This is a genomic window from Oribacterium sinus (genome assembly GCF_963553175.1).
GTDB lineage: Bacteria > Bacillota > Clostridia > Lachnospirales > Lachnospiraceae > Oribacterium > Oribacterium sinus_B.
On sequence record NZ_CAUVME010000041.1, the window covers coordinates 1 to 19499 of the forward strand.

General features: G+C 43.8%; 16 protein-coding genes. All 16 read left to right on the plus strand.

Features of this window, described 5'->3' with window-relative positions:
* Positions 1 to 186 precede the first annotated feature (186 nt).
* Entirely contained in the window at positions 187 to 1161 is a 975-nt protein-coding gene (locus tag RYO92_RS09520) for a glycosyltransferase family 2 protein (RefSeq protein WP_315370231.1), read from the plus strand.
* Positions 1162 to 1164: 3 nt separating this feature from the next.
* A complete protein-coding gene (locus RYO92_RS09525; RefSeq protein ID WP_315370232.1) occupies positions 1165 to 1542 on the plus strand; it encodes a DUF2304 domain-containing protein in 378 nt (125 codons plus the stop codon).
* Positions 1539 to 3080 carry a DUF2142 domain-containing protein gene (locus RYO92_RS09530; RefSeq protein ID WP_315370233.1) on the plus strand — a complete coding sequence of 514 codons (1542 nt, stop codon included), beginning with the start codon at positions 1539 to 1541 and terminating at the stop codon, positions 3078 to 3080. The genes RYO92_RS09525 and RYO92_RS09530 overlap by 4 nt, the downstream gene beginning before the upstream one ends.
* Positions 3081 to 3167: 87 nt before the next feature.
* Entirely contained in the window at positions 3168 to 3983 is an 816-nt protein-coding gene (locus RYO92_RS09535; protein WP_315000347.1) for an ABC transporter permease, read from the plus strand.
* Between the two features lie 78 nt (positions 3984 to 4061).
* Entirely contained in the window at positions 4062 to 4820 is a 759-nt protein-coding gene (locus tag RYO92_RS09540; RefSeq protein ID WP_315370234.1) for a lysophospholipid acyltransferase family protein, read from the plus strand.
* Between the two features lie 122 nt (positions 4821 to 4942).
* Positions 4943 to 6088 carry a bifunctional chorismate mutase/prephenate dehydratase gene (locus RYO92_RS09545; protein WP_007155839.1) on the plus strand — a complete coding sequence of 382 codons (1146 nt, stop codon included), beginning with the start codon at positions 4943 to 4945 and terminating at the stop codon, positions 6086 to 6088.
* Between the two features lie 105 nt (positions 6089 to 6193).
* On the plus strand, positions 6194 to 6895 hold the full coding sequence (locus tag RYO92_RS09550; RefSeq protein ID WP_007155840.1) for a response regulator transcription factor: 702 nt from the start codon (positions 6194 to 6196) through the stop codon (positions 6893 to 6895).
* 56 nt (positions 6896 to 6951) lie between these two features.
* The gene (locus RYO92_RS09555) at positions 6952 to 8175 is read left to right on the plus strand and encodes a sensor histidine kinase (RefSeq protein ID WP_315370241.1); all 1224 of its coding nucleotides are present in this window, start codon (positions 6952 to 6954) and stop codon (positions 8173 to 8175) included.
* A 6-nt stretch (positions 8176 to 8181) separates the two neighbouring features.
* Positions 8182 to 10521, plus strand: a complete 2340-nt coding sequence (locus RYO92_RS09560; RefSeq protein ID WP_315370235.1) for a hypothetical protein — start codon at positions 8182 to 8184, stop codon at positions 10519 to 10521.
* A complete protein-coding gene (locus RYO92_RS09565) occupies positions 10518 to 11477 on the plus strand; it encodes an ABC transporter ATP-binding protein (protein WP_314636223.1) in 960 nt (319 codons plus the stop codon). The genes RYO92_RS09560 and RYO92_RS09565 overlap by 4 nt, the downstream gene beginning before the upstream one ends.
* Entirely contained in the window at positions 11452 to 12156 is a 705-nt protein-coding gene (locus RYO92_RS09570; protein ID WP_315370236.1) for an ABC transporter permease, read from the plus strand. The genes RYO92_RS09565 and RYO92_RS09570 overlap by 26 nt, the downstream gene beginning before the upstream one ends.
* Positions 12157 to 12199: 43 nt before the next feature.
* Positions 12200 to 12817: a uridine kinase gene (gene udk / locus RYO92_RS09575; RefSeq protein ID WP_315370237.1), complete on the plus strand. Its 618-nt coding sequence runs from the start codon at positions 12200 to 12202 to the stop codon at positions 12815 to 12817.
* Positions 12818 to 12830: 13 nt separating this feature from the next.
* Positions 12831 to 14306 (plus strand): threonine synthase, encoded by a 1476-nt coding sequence (gene thrC, locus RYO92_RS09580; RefSeq protein ID WP_315370238.1) that lies wholly within the window; start codon positions 12831 to 12833, stop codon positions 14304 to 14306.
* 86 nt (positions 14307 to 14392) lie between these two features.
* Positions 14393 to 15259, plus strand: coding sequence for a class II fructose-1,6-bisphosphate aldolase (gene fba, locus RYO92_RS09585; protein ID WP_040648254.1), 867 nt, complete (start codon positions 14393 to 14395; stop codon positions 15257 to 15259).
* An 84-nt stretch (positions 15260 to 15343) separates the two neighbouring features.
* Positions 15344 to 17464 carry a glutamine synthetase III family protein gene (locus RYO92_RS09590; RefSeq protein ID WP_315370239.1) on the plus strand — a complete coding sequence of 707 codons (2121 nt, stop codon included), beginning with the start codon at positions 15344 to 15346 and terminating at the stop codon, positions 17462 to 17464.
* Positions 17465 to 17670: 206 nt separating this feature from the next.
* A partial coding sequence (locus tag RYO92_RS09595) for a sugar phosphate nucleotidyltransferase (protein ID WP_315370240.1) occupies positions 17671 to 19499 on the plus strand: 1829 nt, incomplete at its 3' end.

Consider the following 19499-nt stretch of genomic DNA (forward strand, 5'->3'; position numbering starts at 1 on the left):
TCCATGATGGTCTTTTTGTTCCTTTTCTTCTTTGTTACGGGACACGGGAAGGGCGAATTTAAGGACAGTTCATTCTCGGTTTCTTCCTTATGAGGCAAAGAGCTATAGCAGAGTAGAAGGAGAAGCTAAAACTATAGCCTTTCTTTTCTAAAGAGCCCATGTTAAAATGCCAAAAGGAGGTAGGAAATGCAGGAAAATGCCCAAAGTCAGAAGCAAAACTATGACGTCATCATCCCCACTTATAAGCCGGATGAGAAATGCAAAAGATTGTTGGATGCCCTGGAAAAGCAGGAAGTTCCTCCACGAAAAATCATTTTGATTAATACGGAAGAAGCTCTTTTTCCCAAGTCCTTATTGGAGGGAAGGAATCCGGAGCTTTACCTTTTAAAACATATCAAGAAAGAAGAATTTGACCATGCTTACGCCAGAAACCTGGGGGTATCTTTTTCGGATGCGCCTTTTTTTCTATGTATGACGGAGGATGCGGTTCCAAAAGATAGCTCTTGTACCAAGGAATTGCTGGAAGCATTTTCTTGGGAGGAAAAAATCGGAGCGGTTTACGGAAGACAGCTTACCGACGAGGAAAGCTCCTTTGACGAGGTGCTTTCCAGGAGCTTCAACTATGGAACAGAGCCGAAGATTTGCGGGATAGAGCAGTTGCCGAAGCTTGGCATCAAATGCTTTTTCCAGTCCAATGTCTGTTGTATGTATAAAAAGGATTTGTTTCAAAGTCTAGGCGGCTTTTCCGAACCCAGTATTTTTAACGAGGATATGATTTATGCCGCAAGGATGCAGGAAGCGGGAGGAAAAACAGCCTACTGCCCAAGGGCGGAGGTTTGGCATTCCCATCATTTTTCCGCCATGGATCAGTTCCATAGAAATTTTGACCTGGGGGTGTCCCACAGAGACTATAGGGAAATATTCTCGAAAATCCCTGCGGAAAAGGAAGGAATGAAATACCTGAAGAGGAGTATAGAAAAGCTTTGGCAGGAGAAGAAGGCGCTTTTGATTCTCCCCTTCCTTTATAAAACCGCCTTTCGTTTTCTTGGCTATCAACTGGGAAAGCGCTATCATAAGCTTCCGAAAAGCTGGGTGTTTGCCTTTACCGTGAATCCCCAGTATTTCCGAAAGAAGTTTTCCAAAGAAAGGGAAAAACAGTAATCTATGAGTCCTTTGTTTAGAGTGATTATCATATTGGTCTGCCTGGGAACCAGCCTGTTTTTACATCGTTCCATCAAAAAGGCGAAAATGCGGATTGAAGAGAGTATCTTTTGGCTACTTTTTTCCATTCTCTTGCTTGTTTTTGCCATTTTTCCCTTTGTACCGGATTTTATGGCCAGAAGCCTGGGGATTTACTCCACACCGAACTTTCTCTTTTTGCTGGTGATTTTTATTCTGCTTTTACGGCTTTTCCATACCCATGTGGAATTGGGGAAGCTGGAGGAAAAGGTGAATCGAATCGTGCAGGATATGGCATTGGAGGAGAGAAAAGAAAGAGAAAGGGAAAAGCATTTGAAAGTAGAGCAGGAGGACAGTAAATGAGTAATCTACTAAGCTTGTGGAAAGAGCATCCCGTATTTTTACGGGAGACTATTTTCCTTAGTCTGATTTCCCTTATCTTTGCAGCAGGCTTTTTCTTCTTTCTTTTTCGTAGGAAAATGAAGCTTGCCCAGATTTATTTTTTGAGCATGATGATTCTGGGTTCCCTGTATTCCTTTGTTTTAATGCCTTTATCCGCCCCGGATGAGGTTTTGCATTATGTCAGTGCCTATGCGCTGTCTTCGGAAATGCTGGGACAGGGGGGAAAGCTGTATGATAAAGATGGAAATCTTCGCATTCGGAAGGAGGATGAGGAGATTGATGACTGGACCGGAGACGGGAAGCAGGAGGATGCTACGGTTTTCGGCATGCATATTGATCGAAAACAGGTGGAGGAAAGGCAGAAGGCCTCTTTTTTTGCCAAAGAAAAGGGCTACGGCTTTACCCTGCAAAAGCCGGTAAAGACCACTCCCTTAGCCTACTTTTTTCCGGCACTGGGCTTTTCCTTTGCAAGAATCCTCTACGGCTCCCGTTTTACTCTTTTGTATTTCGGAAGGTTCTTTAACCTCCTGTTTTTCAGTATTTTAGGGAGTCTGGCCATAGAAAAAATCCCCATGGGAAAGGAAATCCTTTTTTCCATAAGTCTTTTCCCCATGACCTTGGAGTTGATTTCTTCCTTGTCCTATGACGCCTATATCCTGGCCTTAAGCTTTCTTCTGTTATCCATGGTCTTCCAATACCAGTTTCGCGAGGAAAAGCTGGGACTTAAGGAAATCCTATGGATTTGTCTGATAGCCATAGCACTTTCCCCCTGTAAGATGGTGTATTCCCTTCTGTTTTTGCTTTGTGTTATGGTTTCCTTTAAACGCTTTTCATCCCCTTGGCTGTATTTTATCGGTATTTTTGCCATCGGTTTATCCATCGTCTTACCCTTGTTGCTGGTGAATCTGGATGCCTTCAGCCGCTATGTCCGTCCTCAGGAGGATACGGTGAATCTTTCCAATATTGTAGGACAGGACGGGGGAATGGAAACCTATAACCGAAGAGAAATTCTGGCACAGCCGGATGTGTATTTAAAGATTCTGAGAAATACCTTTTTTATCAAGGGAAAGGAGTACTGGTATACACTGATTGGCCGTCCTTTGGGGCAGTTTGACAGCCGTTTGTCATTTCCGCTTCCCTTGGTGGTGCTTTTCAGCATTTGCCCCTTCCTGGCAGGAATTTTTGGAGAACGGGAGGAAATGCGGGGGAAGAAGCTTCATATTTTACAAAGAATCATTCTTTTCCTGATTCCTTTGGGATTAATCATTTTGATTTTATCTTCCATGCTTTTTGCTTATACACCAAAGCGTACGGACTATGTCTTAGGGGTACAGGGAAGATACTTTTTGCCGGTACTGCCCCTGTTTATCCTTTGCTTTATGCCAAGTAAGAGGGTGGGAAAGCAGGGGAAAAGGATTGTTTCTTTCGTCCTTTTCTTCCAGATTCTTGCGAATCTTTCATTTCTTTTATACACTTATATCAGTTTGTTTTTACACTAAACTCGAACTTTGATGGATACCGAATATCCTGAAGGAAGCATATTATCCTTCCTTTGGAGTATTCGAGATAAACGGAAAGGGAATAGCATGCGGGGATTTTTAACCCTTATCAAGATTTGTAAAGAAAAAAGAAAAATGATTATGAGCCTGGCCTTTGCGGATTTTCGGAAGCGCTTTGTAGGCTCTTATTTCGGGGCGGTTTGGATGTTAATTCAGCCCTTGGTGACCATTGCGATTTATGCTTTTATCTTTGGACCCTACGGCTTTAAATCCAGCCCTCCGGTGCCCAATGTTTCCTATACCACCTGGTTGATTCCCGGAATGGTGCCCTGGTTCTTCTTTTCGGAAGTGATGAATATGAATACGGGAATCTTACAGGAATATCAGTATCTGGTAAAAAAGGTGGTTTTCCCCATTGAGCTCTTGCCGATTATTAAGTTAATCAGTTGCTCTCTGGTGCATCTTTTCTTCCTTCTGGTGATGTTTTTGTTTGCCCTGTTTAGCAGAGAGCCTATTTTGATTACCTGGCCGCAGGTATTCTTTTATTCCTTTGCCACGGCTTTTTACGCCTTGGCTTTATCCTTCTTTACCTCTGCTGTTTCCGTCTTCTTTAAGGACATGCAGCAGATTGTGGGAATTGTCTTGCAGTTCGGAATCTGGATGACTCCGATAATGTATGATGAGACCCTCTTTACCGGGAAGGCTCCCATTGTTAAGTGGATTTTAAAGATAAACCCCATGTACTATATTGTGGCAGGCTACAGGGATTCCATGCTTACCGGCCACTGGTTCTTTGAAAGACCGGGCTTAAGCCTGTATTTCTGGGGAGTGACCACGGTTTTGTTTTTATTTTCTCTAAGATTTTTCCGTTCTTTACGGCCTCATTTTTCCGATGTGCTGTAAAACTTGTAACAATACTTATTTTTTACGGTCTGTTCCTGTAAGGGGAGCACAAAGTCTTTTTAGAAAAAAGGAGAGTTTATGCTTTCAATGATTTTGGTAGTATTGGTTTTGGCTGTTTTCCTAAGCTTTGGCAGCCTGCGTCTTTTTTCTATCCGAAAGATGGAAAAGGGTGAAAAGCGGGATGCTTTAGTCCTCTCTATTGTGGGAGGGAAATTACGGCAGATTTTAAAAATTTGCAAGGTGGAGCTTTCCGTGGATGGCCTAGATCGGATTCCGGAGAAGGAAGCGGTACTGTTTATCGGAAATCATCGCTCTTACTTTGATATCGTGGTGGCTTACAGCATTTTGCCCCGTCCCACCGGCTTTATTTCCAAGAAGGAAATTGCAAAAATCCCCAACATTGAATTATGGATGAGAGAGCTGCATTGTCTTTTTTTGGATAGGGAAAATTTAAAGCAAAATCTTCAAGTGATTATTGAGGCTATTAAGCAGGTGAAGGCAGGCATTTCCATGTGGATCTACCCGGAAGGAACCAGAACTAAGGGAGAGTCTGAGCTGGAGCTGGGAGAGTTTAAGGCAGGCTCCTTTAAGATTGCGGAAAAGAGCGGCTGTAAGATTGTTCCGGTGGCCATGATTAATACCAGAAGGATTATGGAAGAGGATTTTCCCAGACTGCACAGCGCCAAGGTTTATGTGCAATTCGGAAAGCCCATAGATTTGTCAGAGCTTTCTGAAGAGGATAGAAAGAATATTGCGGAGTATACCATGGAACGGATTCGGGAGATGCTTGCGGAGCTGAAAGAGAAGGAAGCCAAGGAGCTTTCCGGAACGGTATAGCCGGAACAGTAAAGACGGAACAGTAAAGAGGATCAGTAAAGACGGAACAGTATAATCGGAATAGTAGAACAGTTCCGAATATCACAAGGCGAAAGCTATGGAATAAAGAGGAGGAAGGGTGTATGGATCTTTTGGAGATTCGAAAGGAATTGGATATATTGGATCGGGAGATTGTTCATCTTTTCGAAAAACGAATGGGTCTTGTGGAGGATGTGGCCAGATTCAAGCTTGATACCGGAAAGGCCGTTCTGGACAGCAAGAGGGAAAAAGAAAAGCTGCAGGTGGCAAGGAGCTACGTGGAGGACCCGAAGCTACAGGAATCCATTACCGAGCTTTTTCAGGAAATGATGAGTATGTCCAGAAGAAAGCAAATCGGTATGCTTTTGGAACGGGGAAGGGGATTTTCCTCCGGTTTTCAAAAGCTGGGTTGTCTTCCTTTTTCAGGGAAAAGCCTGGTGTATCAGGGTGCGGAGGGAGCCTACTCCTATCTGGCGGGAAGAATTTTTTTCCAAAAGGAAAATATGATAGCCTGCACACATTTTCAGGAGGTGCTTTCGGCCTTAGAAGAAGGAAGGGCGGACTATGCCATTCTTCCCATGGAAAACTCCACCTACGGTATGGTACAGGACAATTTCGATCTTCTTGCAAAGCATCCTAAGCTTTATGTGGTGCAGGAAATCGAATTTCCGGTTTCCCATTGCCTGGCAACCCTTCCGGGAGAGTCTTTCTCCGACATAAAAAGAGTCTATTCTCATCCCCAGGCTCTGTCCCAGTGTGCAGACTTTTTTCAGAAGCATCCGGAGATACAGGGAATCCCCAGTTTAAATACAGCGATTGCCGCTAAGAATCTTATGGAGACAGGGGAAAAGGGAGCCGGAGTTCTGTGCAGCAGGGAAGCAGCCTTAGAGTACGGCCTATTGATTTTAGAGGAAAATCTCAGTAAGAAGGAGAACAGCACCCGATTTTTCATTTTAGGAAAAGAAGCGGTGTTTTCAAAGGATGCAGGAAAGCTCAGCATCTCCTTTTCTCTGCCCCATGCAGTGGGAAGTCTGTACCATATCTTAGGGAACTTTTTGTTTAACGGATTGACTCTCACCATGATTCAGTCCAGACCGGTGGGGGACGGAGAGTTTTCTTACCGCTTCTATGTGGATTTTCTTGGAAATTTAGAGCAAAAGGAAGTGTTGAATGCCTTGAGCTGTTTACAGGAAGAGGGCGTTGATTTTAGAGTTTTAGGAAATTATCCTTCTAAAGAGTTCAAAAGATAAAAATTAAGTTTTTCGGAACGAAAATGCAAGAACTTAGAAAGTAGATAATCTTTCTTTTTTCGCAAATATCCAGTACACTATGACATATTGTGCTAAGGAGGTAGTATGCAGCAAATTAATATATTGGTAGTAGACGATGAGAAAGAGATTGCCGAGTTAGTGGAAATTTACTTGGTGTCTGACGGATATAAAGTATTTAAGGCATATAATGCGGAGGAAGGCTTACAGATTTTGTCTCAGGAAGAGATTCATCTGGTGCTTTTGGATGTAATGATGCCGGGAATGAACGGACTGGAGATGTGCCGTAAGATTCGGGAAAGCTCCAATATTCCCGTGATTATGCTGTCTGCAAAGTCCGAGGATCTGGACAAGATTGTAGGCTTAACCGGCGGGGCGGATGACTATGTGACCAAGCCCTTTAATCCTTTGGAGCTTACTGCCAGGGTAAAGTCTCAGTTAAGACGCTATACCCAGTTAAATCCCAATGCGGGTCCCAATTATGTGAATAATGAGATTCATATTCGGAATATGCTGATTAATAAGGACAATCATAAGGTATTGATTGACGATGAGGACATTAAGCTTACCCCTATCGAGTTCGATATTCTCTTTCTTTTGGCATCTCATCCCGGAAAAGTTTTCTCCACCGATGAGATTTTTGAAAAGGTTTGGAATGAAAAGGTGTATGAGGCCAATAATACGGTTATGGTACACATCCGTCGTCTGAGAGGAAAGATGAAAGAGGATCAGAGAGAGGACAAGATTATCACCACCGTTTGGGGCGTTGGCTATAAGATTGAAAAGTAGGGGTCTTGGCGTTGAAGAAGACGAGTTTACCCCACCATTTCGGTCGGGGCTATTTCATGCAACTGTTGGTTCATGTGGGAATTTCCGCCCTTTTTACAGCGGTCATCGAATGTTTTCTGGTTTTAAATATCGGCTCCTACACCAATTACCTGGTGCAAATCGGAAATGACAATCCCCTTGTACAACGCTTTGCCTTTGTCAGCACCGTCAGTATTTTGCTTTTTGTGCTGGTGGGGATTTTGATTTTTACCATCATTTTCCTCTTTCTGCAAAGAAAAACGGCAAGAGATATTGAGACTCTGGCTCAGGGCGTGAAGCAGATTTCCGCCGGGGATTTTCATACGGATATTGCCATTTCCGGAGAAGGAGAGCTGGCGCATATTGCGGAAAGTATTCGTCTTATGGAAGAGGAGTTGTCCTCCCATATTGAACGGGAGAGGGAAAACGAACAGTCTAAAACAGACTTGATCACCAATATTGCCCATGATTTAAGAACCCCCCTCACCTCTATTTTGGGCTATCTGGACTTGCTTCGAAACAGCCAGATGGTTCCGGAGGAAATGAAAAAACATTATATTGAAATCGTATATAACAAAGCTCTCCGTTTACAAAAACTAATCGAAGAGCTTTTTGGCTTTACAAAATTATCCTATGGCAAGCTGAATATGAATATCAGCACCCTGGATTTGGTTCAGCTTTTATCCCAGCTGGTGGAGGAAAGCTATCCGAATTTTGAGAAGAACAATCTCTCCTATGACTTTTCCGCCAATGTAAAATCTCTTTTTATCGAAGGAGATGGGGATCTTTTGGCCAGACTTTTTGATAACTTAATCAGCAATGCCATCAAATACGGAGCCGAAGGAAAACGGGTTCTGATTCGTCTTCGTAAGGAAAAGGAAGAGGTGATGGTGCAGGTCTTAAACTTCGGCTATGTGATTCCGGAAAAGGAACTGCCGTTGATTTTTGATAAATTTTACCGTGTGGAGCATTCCCGTTCCCTAAGCACGGGAGGAACCGGCTTAGGACTTGCTATTGTAAAGAATATCGTGGATATGCATCATGGAAATATTACGGTGCAGTCGGATATGGGAGGAACCCGATTTAACGTGACTCTTCCCCTAAAATATACGGAGGAAGGAAAGAGCTTTGCGGAGAGACCTGCTCGGGAAGAACGAAGCAGTAGAGGAACTGAGAGCGGAGAGAAGAAAAATGAGGGAAGGTCTGAAAGAAGAGTAGAGAGAAGGCCGGAAAAGAAGAATCGAAAGAAGGATAGAAAGTAGGGAGAAATGGGAAAGAAGGCGTTGATTTTTGTATTTCTCTTCTTTCTTTTCCTCACGGGAAAAGAGGGAAGAGCGGAAAATCTGAATTTAAGCTACCAGTACGGAATACAAAATACGGCGAAGTCCGGGAGAAGTCTGCCCCTTTTTCTTACAGTGGAAAATATGGAGGAACAGGTTTTTTCCGGTAATTTAAAGGTTTTATTTGCGGAATCCAACCATAGTATCGTGGAATATTCTTATCCCATCGTGGTGGAAGGCAACAATAAAAAGGAGCTTGTAAAGAACCTGAGTCTTCCCACCGGTGTGAATCAGATGCTTATCAGTATTGAGAATAAGCAGGGAGAGCAAATCAACAGCCAAAGAGTAGGATTGGATATTTCAGGAACCGATGCGGAGCTTTTTGTGGGAATTCTATCCGAAAAGGGAGAGGGCATCGGTTATCTGCACAATGCCAGAATCAATAACGGACTTCTGGAAAGCAGAACCTTCGCGTTTCAACCGGAGTCCTTTCCCAAGGAAGAATCGGTACTTTCTCTTTTGGATTTATTGATTATTCGGGATATTTCCTTTTCCGCCCTGTCCAAGGAACAGGAAAATTTTATCAATACCTATATTGAACAGGGAGGTGTGGTTTTGTTTTCTCTTTCCGGGGAAAGAGGAAGAGAAACCTTGGGGGATAATTACTCCGCCTTACTGGAAAAGGAATTGGATTTTCAGGAAAGAGCTTTGCATCTTGGTACAGAGGGGGATTTGGCTCAAGAGAGTACCGTATCGGTTTTCAGTTCTCCCGTACATTTTAGAGGAGGAAGAGAGGAACTTTTTTCGGAAAATCAGCCCTATCTTTCCGTGCTTCCCAAGGGAAACGGTTTGCTGGCTGTTTTAGGCTATGACTTATCCGAAGTGGAACGTTATGCTACGGATGACAGTTCTTATGTAGGCAGGTTGCTCCTTAGCCTCTATGGGCAAAATCGTTTGGATAACCTGTCTATATCCGCATCGGAAAAAAGCTTAAAGCAGTACTGGGATTTAGAGGAGCTGATGAATCTTTCTGATTTAAGTAAGCTCCCCTCCCTGGCTTTATATTTTGCTATTCTCTTTCCCAGCCTGATTTTTCTGGGGCCGGGGCTTTATCTTTTGATGCGTTCTCAGGGCAATTTAAAATACTATCGTTTGAGTATTCTGCTGTTTTCCCTCTTTTTGGGGGTAATTGTCTGGTCCCTGGGGATGGGAACCCGTTTTAACGGAAGCTTTCTTTCTTATCTAAAGCTTTCTCAAATTACGGAAGATACGGTGGAGGAACAGAATTACATTAATTTGCGTTCTCCCAATGAAAATAATATCAGTCTTTCCGTGAAGCCCGAATATACTGTGAATCCCATTGTAAAGGGAATGGATTTTACGGGAGATCTTACGGAGCTTTTGCAAAAGGAAGATTTGCATCGAATGGATATTCGAAGAGACAGAGAGGAGTCTTTGATTCATATCATCAAGAGTGATGCCTTTGCCCCTCATTATTTTAATATCAATAAAAAATCCGCAAATGCCAAGGGAGATATTCAGGGCACAATCCATTATTATCAGGGGAAGATTAGCGGAAAACTGAAAAATACCACGGAATACACCTTCTATGACAGCTTTTTTTATATTTTCGGCAGGATGGTGAAGTGCGGAAAATGGGAGAGCGGGGCGGAAATAGACCTGTCTACCCTGGAGAGCATAGCCATACCTGTGGGAGATTACGAGTACAGCAGCAATCTAATCAGTAGCGGAAACGGAAAGAATTTTCTTCGTTATATCTTAAGTGAAAGATTGCACGGCTATTTTTCCGATGCTCGATTCTTCGGCTTCATTCGAGAGGAGCAGTTGGGCTTTACTGAAGAGAAGAATATTGAAAAATACGGCGTACACATTCTTACCCAGTCAGTAGCTTTGGACCGAAAGGAAGGCGACAATATAGAGTACTGTGCCCTTTCCAGAGACCCTGTGGTGTCCAGCGGAGAATACGACTTACAGACCAATACCATGAATCCCATGATTCCCTTGGAAATTCATTATCCTCTGGGGGAGGAGCAAAATATTGAAGGTATTCGTTTTGAAAAGATAGAGCTGGAGGACGGAAAACTTTTACAGAATTTTCAGGGAAATATGGCTCTTTACAATTATCAGACAGGAGGCTATGACCTGCTTCCCTCCAAGGACGGAACTCTGGAAGGAGAGAAGCTCGCTCCCTATTTAAGTGAGAAAAAGGAGCTGAATATCCGCTTTGTACCGAAGGAAAGCAATGTTTCTCCTCAAATCAGGCAGTACCTGCCTCAGATTTATGTTGTGGCAAAGGAGGAAGCATGATTCAATTCCAAAATGTAAAAAAAAGCTATGGCGGCATAAAGGTGATTGAAGACTTCTCCTTAGAGGTTTCCGATGATCAGATTTTTGGCCTGCTGGGACTTCCGGATACCGGAAAATCCACTCTTGTGAATCTGCTTATGGGGCTTTATCCCTTGGATAGCGGTCATATTTTTATTGATGATATGGAAGCAGGTTCCGGACTGAGGAGACTCAAGCGAAGACTGGGCTATGTGCCCAATATTCCGGGAGTCTATCCCCAGATGAGGGTGGGAGAGTATCTTACGTTTTTTGCCTCCTGTTACTCTATGGAGGAAAGCCGTATTCGGGGAAGGATTCGACTACTTCTGGAAATGTCCGGGCTTTTGGCTTGGGAGGACAGTGCTATGGAGCTTTTGCCCAAGGCGGCTTTACAAAAGCTCTCCTTCGTTCGAGCAATTCTGCACGATCCCAAGATTCTGATTATTGATGAGGCTTTGGCGGGCTTGGATCCGAGAACACTGGAAGAAATCAAAACCATGCTATTGGATTATCAAAGTCAAGGAAAAAGCATTTTCATGACAGGCTCTTCCTTAGGAGAAGTGTCGGACTTTTGCACCCATCTGGGCTTTTTGCATCAGGGAAAAATGATTCGGAGCGGATCGGTGTCGCAGATTACCCGAGAGCTCAGCATGCAAAATCCTATTATTATTCAAGTACAGGGGAAGAGTACAGGACTTATGCAGGCTTTAAAAAATGAGCCGAAAGTCAAGTCTATAAGCCTTCGGGAAAATGAAATCCGGGTAGGATTTTCGGGAACCAGGGAGGAAGAGGCCGGGCTTTTACAAAATATAGTGGAAAGCGGAATCAAGCTTTATTCCTTCTATAGAGAGCAGGGCAGTATAGAGGGCGTTTTGTTTCAAAAATCTCAAGAGGAAAGGAGTCTTTTGTCCTATGAAAGAGAATCCGATATGGAGTAAGGACAGTTTGCTGGGAAACCGAAGTTTGTTTCTTCCTATGCTGATTTTCTTTACCAATCTTTTGCTCTTTGTGCTTTTATTCGGAAATCTCTATTATATTTCCTTGAATGCACAGCAGACGGGAGAAATTCGTTACGCCATGTTTAATCGTTTTTATTATTATGTAGGCGGCGGTCTTTTCGTTTTTCTTCTGCTTTTGGCTCCTGCCCTAAGTGCTTCCAGTATTACCCAGGAAAGAGAGCAAAATAACTTAGCTCTGCTTTTGTGTACGGATTGTACGGAAAAGACCATACTACAGGGAAAGCTCATAGCCTATATGTCCACCCATCTGACTTTACTTTCCTCCACAGTTCCTTTTTTGGCTACCTTATATATCTATGGCGGAATTTCCGGCAGTTTGGTGCTATTATATTTTTTCTTTTATATTTTTTCCGCCCTGTATTGTACGGCTCTCGGTATCTTTTGCAGTTGCCTGGGAAAGAATACGGCTTATTCCACAGCACTAAGCTATGTACTGGAATTTATCAGCTTTTTGTCTGTTTTCTACGGACTTTACTGGTGTAAAACCAAGGGATATTTTTTCTATGGTCTGATCCTGGCATTTCTGTTTTTTATCCTCTTTAGTTTGAGCTTTTTAGGGATAGGGAAAAAATATCTAAGAGGTTTACAAACAAATTGAACTAGGATATTCTGTAGGAAGTTTAAAAGGAAGAGGGGAAACTATGTTTTCAACGGTAATGATTGGTATAGCGGGAGGTTCCGGTTCGGGAAAATCCACCTTTACCAAGAGAATCAAAGAATGTTTTCCGGAGGAAGTGGCAGTTCTCTACCACGACAATTACTATAAGTCCAATGACGGAGTGCCCTTTGCCCTGCGGCAAAAGGCCAATTATGACCATCCGGATGCCTTTGAAACGGATCTTTTGATTAAGCATTTGAAGGCATTAAGAAGGGGAGAAAGTATTTCCTCCCCCACCTATGATTTCAGCACCCACAACAGAACCAATCGGTACTTTGTTGTAGAACCGAAGAGAATTATCCTGGTGGAGGGCATTTTGGTGCTGGAGAATCCGGAGTTGCGCTCCCTTTTTGATATTAAGATTTATGTGGAAGCGGATGCGGACGAAAGAATTATTAGGCGAATTATTCGGGATGTGAAGGAAAGAGGCCGTCAGGTGGAGGATATTTCCGAACAGTATTTAAACACGGTTAAGCCTATGCATTACCTGTATGTTGAGCCAACCAGAGCCAAGGCGGATATTGTGATGAATTCAGGAATGAATGATGTTGCATTTGATTTAATGAAGACAAAGATTGAAAGCTTATTGCAGAATGAGTAGTAAAGGAGAAAATATGGTTTATCAATCCACTCGCGGAGGAGAAGAAAATGTAAGTCCGTCTTTAGCAATCGTCCAGGGACTGGCAAAGGACGGGGGACTTTTTGTACCAAAGGAAATGCCTAAACTGGAAATGTCTCTTGAGGACTATGCTGAGTTATCCTATCAGGATTTAGCTTATGAAATCATGAAGCTTTATCTTACGGATTTCACCGAGGAGGAATTACGCTACTGCATTAATTCTGCCTATGACGATAAGTTTTCCACAAAGGAAATCGCTCCCGTGGTAAAAAAAGGAGATAGCTATTACCTTGAGCTTTTCCACGGAAGAACGCTGGCCTTCAAGGACATGGCATTGTCCATTCTTCCATACCTTATGAAGGTAAGTTGTAAAAAGAATCAGATTCAGGAGAAGATTGTGATTCTAACCGCTACCTCCGGAGATACCGGAAAGGCTGCTATGGAAGGCTTTTGTGATGTGGAAGGCTGTGAAATTATTGTCTTCTACCCGAAGGACGGAGTTTCCCCCTTCCAGGAGCGGCAGATGCGGGCGCAGAAGGGACAGAATACCCATGTGGCGGCTATTCTCGGAAACTTTGATGATGCCCAGAGTGGAGTAAAGAAGATTTTCTCCGATAAAGCCTATCAAGAGAAGCTGCTGGAAAAGGGTTATAGACTTTCTTCCGCAAATTCCATTAACATCGGACGTTTGGTTCCTCAGATTGTTTACTATGTTTATGCCTACTGCCGTTTGATGAAAAGCGGGGAGCTGAAGGCAGGAGAGAGTCTGAACGTGTCCGTACCTACCGGAAATTTCGGAAATATTTTGGCAGCTTATTGTGCAAAGGGTATGGGACTTCCCTTAGGAAAGCTTCTTTGTGCTTCCAACGACAATAAGGTTTTAACAGACTTTTTCCGTACGGGAATTTACGATAAGAACCGTCCCTTCCATGTAACTACCTCTCCTTCTATGGATATTTTGATTTCCTCCAACCTGGAAAGACTCCTGTATTTTGCAGGGAAAAATGCGGATGAGTGTAAGAGATTGATGGAAGAGTTGAAGGATAAGGGAAAATATCGTATTTCTGAGACGATAGCAAGGGAACTGAAGGACTTTTACAGTGGCTACGGAAAAGAAGCCGAGGGTAGTCACAGCATTTTCCAGACCCATAAGGAAACAGGCTATGTTCTGGATCCCCATACCGCAGTGGCTAAGGTGGTGGCAGACCATTACGCCTATGAGCAGGGAAGACGGGACAAGTGTCTTGTGGTTTCTACAGCCAGTCCGTATAAGTTCTCTCAGACTGTTTTAAAGGCCTTAAAGGAGCCTGTACCAAAGGATGTATTTGAAGGCATCGAAGCTTTGGAAAAGCTTTGGAAGGAGCCTATTCCCGCTCCGGTCAAAGAAGTGGAGGAGGGAGAAATTCGCCACAGCACCGTATGCTCAGTAGAGGATATGGAGGCAACGGTTTCACATTTCTTGCTTTCCTAGGCTTTAAAAATGTGTTACACTCTCCCCGTAGTTTAGGGTGAGATTTATAATTATGAATGTTCTTTACTAAAAAGGAGGATATCAATATGTTAGTTAATGCAAAGGAAATGTTGGATAAAGCGCTGGCTTCCCATTACGCCGTTCCTCAGTTTAATATCAATAACCTGGAGTGGACCAAGTCCATTCTCCTGGCTTGTGAAGAGACCAAGTCTCCCGTAATCCTTGGTGTATCCGAGGGTGCAGGAAAGTACATGACCGGTTTTGAAACGGTAGCTGCTATGGTTAAGGCTATGGACAAGAGCCTTGGCATTACTGTTCCGGTGGCTCTTCATTTGGATCACGGCTCCTATGACGGATGCTATTCCTGCATCAAGGCAGGCTTCACTTCCATCATGTTTGACGGTTCTCATTTCAATATTGAGGAAAATGTTGAGAAGACCAAGGAATTGGTAGCGGCTGCTCATAAGGCAGGTCTTTCCATTGAAGCTGAGGTAGGTTCCATCGGCGGAGAAGAAGACGGTGTTGTAGGTATGGGAGAGTGTGCAGATCCTGCTGAATGTAAGAAGATTGCAGATTTAGGCATCGACTTCCTGGCTGCAGGTATCGGAAATATCCACGGTGTTTATCCACCTGATTGGAAGGGACTTTCCTTCGATACCTTGGCAGCAATCAAGGAGCAAATCGGAGAGAAGATGCCATTGGTACTTCATGGCGGTTCCGGAATTCCTAAGGAGATGATTCAGAAGGCAATTTCTCTCGGTGTTGCAAAGATTAATGTAAATACGGAGCTTCAGCTTGTATTTGCTGCAGCTACCAGAAAATATATTGAAGCAGGTTCCGATCAGAAGAGTAAGGGATTTGACCCGAGAAAGCTCTTAAAGCCGGGTGCAGATGCAATCATTGAAGAGTGCAAGGCAAAGATTGAGTTATTCGGTTGTGCCAATAAAGCATAAGAGGAAGAAGGGCAGAGCATGGTCTCTGCCCTTTTGCACTTAAAATGAGGAATCGTTTGGTCAAGCAATCAGTAAAGGAGCAATATGAGGGCTGGAAACGGGATAGAAAATTTTTCCAAAAATGTATTTCATGACGGTGTAATGCGGGAACGTTTACCAAAAAATGTATACCAGAAGCTGAAGAAAAGTATGCAGGAGGGCTATGCTTTAAGCCCTGACTTGGCAGACGCAGTGGCTCAAGGAATGAAGGAATGGGCTATTGAACAGGGTGCTACCCACTATACCCACTGGTTCCAGCCCTTATCCGGTATTACTGCGGAAAAGCATGAGGCCTTTTTAAGCCCTGTGGGAGAGGGAAAGGTAATGCTGGAATTTTCCGGTAAGGAATTGGTGCGTTCCGAGGCGGATGCCTCTTCCTTTCCCTCCGGCGGTTTAAGAGCCACCTTCGAAGCCAGAGGCTATACGGTTTGGGATTGTACCAGTCCCGCTTTCCTGAGAAAGGACGGAGAGACCACAACCCTCTGTATTCCTACAGCCTTTTGCTCCTATACCGGAGAGGCACTGGACAAAAAGACTCCTCTTCTCCGTTCTATGGAGGCAATTAATCGGGAGGCTTTACGACTCCTTCGTCTTTTTGGAAATCAGAGCAGTCGTTCCGTTAAGGCGACTGTTGGCGCAGAGCAGGAGTATTTTCTGGTAGACCGGGAAAAATATCTTAGAAGAAAAGATCTGGTATATACCGGAAGAACTCTTTTTGGCAGAATGCCGGCAAAGGGGCAGGAGCTGGATGACCATTATTACGGCGTTATCCGGAAGAGAATTGCTGCCTTTATGGGAGATATGGACCAGGAGCTTTGGGCTCTAGGGGTTCCGGTAAAGACCGAGCACAACGAGGTGGCACCTGCCCAGCATGAGATGGCTCCCATGTTTGAGGAAGCCAATTTAGCGGTGGATCACAATCAGCTGGTGATGGAAAATTTAAAGAAAGTAGCCTCCCGGCATGGCTTAGAGTGTCTTCTTCATGAAAAGCCATTCGAAGGTATTAACGGTTCCGGAAAGCATAACAACTGGTCCTTGTCCACCGATGACGGTATCAATCTGATGAATCCGGGAGACACACCCCATGAGAATGTGCAGTTCCTTCTGGTTTTGGCTTGTGTTTTAGCTGCTGTGGACAACCATGCGGATTTGCTTAGGATGTCTGCGGCAAATGTGGGAAATGACCATAGACTTGGGGCAGATGAGGCTCCTCCTGCTATTATTTCCTGCTTTTTGGGTAGCCAACTGGAAGAGGTGGTATCCCAACTCATCGGAACAGGCTATGCTACAAAATCCACAAAGGGAGAGCATATCAATACCGGTGTACGTTCTCTTCCGGATGTGGCAAGAGATGATACGGATAGAAATCGTACCTCGCCCTTTGCCTTTACCGGAAACAAGTTTGAGTTTCGTATGGTGGGCTCCTCCGATTCCATTGCCGGCGCCAACATTATCCTGAACACCATTACGGCGGAGCAGTTTAAGCTGGCAGCGGATTTTCTGGAACAGCAGGAAGACTTTGAGACGGCGGTACATGATTATCTGAAGAAGCTCTTAAGAGAGCATGAGCGGATTATTTTCAATGGAAACGGCTACGGAAAGGAATGGGTAGAGGAGGCGAAGAGACGAGGTCTTCCCAATCATCCGTCTATGGTGGATGCCATCTCTGCCTTAACCACGAAGAAGTCTATCGATTTATTCTCCTCCTTCGGCATTTATACGGAGACAGAGCTTAGAAGCCGAGAGCTGGTGGAATACGAACATTACAGTAAGGTGATTTCCATTGAGGGAAGAGCCATGGTGAACATTTCCGGAAAACAGATTATTCCGGCAGCGATTCGTTTTGTGCAAAATCTGGCAGAATCTCTGAATGCCGTTAAAGCCGCTTCTCCGAAGGCCAGCACCTATGCCCAGGAAAAGCTGCTAAACCGGGCCTCTCAGCATTTGGAGGATATGGAAAAGGCCAGAGAAAAGCTTCTGCAGCATTTGGAAGAGGCTGCGGAGCTTTCGGAGGAAAAGGAAAAAGCCTTTTTCTTCCATAAGGTGATTACCAAGGATATGGCGGAGCTGCGAGAGCCGGCAGATTTACTGGAGACTATTATGGATAAGAGCCTATGGCCTTTCCCAAGCTATGGAGACCTTTTATACGAAGTTTCCGAAATTTAAAGAACAGACGGTGAAAGCGGAGTCCCATAAAATAGCATAAGGGGATGTGAAAAATCATTTTTGCATCCCCTTATGAATAAAAATAAATTTAAAAAATCGTAAAGTAGTACAGGAGAAATTTTTTCTTTTTTTCTATTATAATGTTCATAATATGACGATATATAATTATAATGAACGTTACTGCCTGGCATAGAAGAGGAGAAAAAATGAATTCCTGTACTATTTTATTGAGAAATATGATGGAGCATCCGGAGTACAGCCAAAGACAATGGGCTGAAGAAACAGGAATGTCCCTGGGAAAGGTGAATCAGTGTATCAAGCATTGGGAAGAAGAGGGCTATCTGGAAAAGCAGGAAGGAAAGGGAGAGAAGCGGAACCTCACGGAAAAAGGAAAGGCCTTTTTGCAGGAGCACAAGGTGGATGCGGCACTGATTTTGGCTGCAGGCTTCGGCTCCCGCTTTGTTCCTCTAACCTATGAATGTCCCAAGGGATTGCTGGAGGTTTTTGGAGAAAGAATGATTGAGCGACAGATTAAGCAGCTCCATGAGGTGGGAATTAAGGATATTACTATCGTGGTAGGATATTTGAAGGAGAAGTTTGACTACCTTGTAGATGCTTATGGCGTGAAGCTTTTATATAATCCGGAGTATTCTACGAAGAATACTATCGGAACCCTGTATCATGCCCGAAAAGCGGTGGAGGGGAAAAACTTTTATATTCTTTCTTCCGACAACTGGATGCGGGAAAATATGTATCACAGCATTGAGCCCCTATCCTGGTATGCTGCCAGCTACATGGCAGGAGAAACCAAGGAGTGGATTTTAGATTGTGGAAAGGACGGACAGATTAAAAGAGTGGAGGTAGGCGGAGAAGATGCCTACTGTATGTACGGTCCGGTGTTCCTGAAGAAGGAATTTTTTGCGGCTCTTCGCCCCTATATAGAGGAATACTACCATAGGCCGGGGACGGAAGATTTTTACTGGGAGGATGTGCTCCGTTTAGAGTTAAAGCATTTGCCTCCAATCTATCGAAATGAGCAAAAGGACGGACAGATTTATGAATTTGAAAATTTAGAAGAGTTGCGTCTTTTTGATGAAAAGTATAATGACCATTCCGGCTCGGAAGCCATGGAGCTGATTTCTTCGGTTTTTCGGATTCCGGAGCGAGATATTGTAAAGCTTCGCTGCCTAAAGGCGGGAATGACCAATAAATCCTTCCTTTTCAGCATCCATGAGGAAAGTGAAAATAAAGACTATGCCGGAAAGGATTTCATTTGCCGAATCCCCGGAGTGGGAACCGGCAAGCTGATTAACAGAAGAGAAGAAGAGGAAATTTACAGCATCGTAAAGGATCTGGAGATTACAGAGGAGCTTCTCTACTTTAATCCGGAAAACGGCTATAAGATTTCCCGTTACTATGAGGAAGCCAGAAATGCAGACTTTTCCAAACAAGAGGAAAGAAGAGCCTGTATGAAGCTTTTGTTAAAGCTGCACGAAGGAAAAAAAGAAGTGAATCACGCCTTTTCCCTGGGGGAAAAGATACAATATTACGAAGATATCTGCCTGGAAGGAGGCGGAGAAATCCCCTACCAGGACTATGGAAAAATCAAAGAAGGGATGAAAAGGATGCTTCAGTTTACGGAAGGAACGAATCCACCCCTTTGCCTCTGCCATATCGATGCAGTGCAGGATAACTTTATCTTCACAAAGGAAGGCGTGAAGATGATTGACTGGGAGTACGCAGGCATGGCAGATCCATTGCTGGATATCGCCATGGGAGCAATTTACTCCTATATGGATTTTGAAGAGGCAAAGAAATTTTTGAAGGATTATCTGCAGGTGGCGAAGGCGGAAGGAAAAGAAAAACCGCTGATCCTTAGTAGAAGAACTGAAGCAGATTTGGAGAAACTACTGATTGCCTATATGGGATTATCAGGACTGTTATGGAGCCTGTGGTGTGCTTATAAGATGAGAAAAGGACAAGAATTTGGAGAATACAGTCTGAAAATGCTTAGATACTTCAAGGATGCCAAGAA

Bases quoted from the DNA above. Each gene is read 5' to 3' on its own strand.
- RYO92_RS09550 (WP_007155840.1), top strand. From the start codon at position 6,194: ATGCAGCAAATTAATATATTGGTAGTAGACGATGAGAAAGAGATTGCC.
- udk (WP_315370237.1), top strand. From the start codon at position 12,200: ATGTTTTCAACGGTAATGATTGGTATAGCGGGAGGTTCCGGTTCGGGA.
- RYO92_RS09520 (WP_315370231.1), top strand. From the start codon at position 187: ATGCAGGAAAATGCCCAAAGTCAGAAGCAAAACTATGACGTCATCATC.
- RYO92_RS09535 (WP_315000347.1), top strand. From the start codon at position 3,168: ATGCGGGGATTTTTAACCCTTATCAAGATTTGTAAAGAAAAAAGAAAA.
- RYO92_RS09545 (WP_007155839.1), top strand. From the start codon at position 4,943: ATGGATCTTTTGGAGATTCGAAAGGAATTGGATATATTGGATCGGGAG.
- RYO92_RS09590 (WP_315370239.1), top strand. From the start codon at position 15,344: ATGAGGGCTGGAAACGGGATAGAAAATTTTTCCAAAAATGTATTTCAT.
- fba (WP_040648254.1), top strand. From the start codon at position 14,393: ATGTTAGTTAATGCAAAGGAAATGTTGGATAAAGCGCTGGCTTCCCAT.
- thrC (WP_315370238.1), top strand. From the start codon at position 12,831: ATGGTTTATCAATCCACTCGCGGAGGAGAAGAAAATGTAAGTCCGTCT.
- RYO92_RS09570 (WP_315370236.1), top strand. From the start codon at position 11,452: ATGAAAGAGAATCCGATATGGAGTAAGGACAGTTTGCTGGGAAACCGA.
- RYO92_RS09555 (WP_315370241.1), top strand. From the start codon at position 6,952: ATGCAACTGTTGGTTCATGTGGGAATTTCCGCCCTTTTTACAGCGGTC.
- RYO92_RS09565 (WP_314636223.1), top strand. From the start codon at position 10,518: ATGATTCAATTCCAAAATGTAAAAAAAAGCTATGGCGGCATAAAGGTG.
- RYO92_RS09540 (WP_315370234.1), top strand. From the start codon at position 4,062: ATGCTTTCAATGATTTTGGTAGTATTGGTTTTGGCTGTTTTCCTAAGC.
- RYO92_RS09530 (WP_315370233.1), top strand. From the start codon at position 1,539: ATGAGTAATCTACTAAGCTTGTGGAAAGAGCATCCCGTATTTTTACGG.
- RYO92_RS09525 (WP_315370232.1), top strand. From the start codon at position 1,165: ATGAGTCCTTTGTTTAGAGTGATTATCATATTGGTCTGCCTGGGAACC.
- RYO92_RS09560 (WP_315370235.1), top strand. From the start codon at position 8,182: ATGGGAAAGAAGGCGTTGATTTTTGTATTTCTCTTCTTTCTTTTCCTC.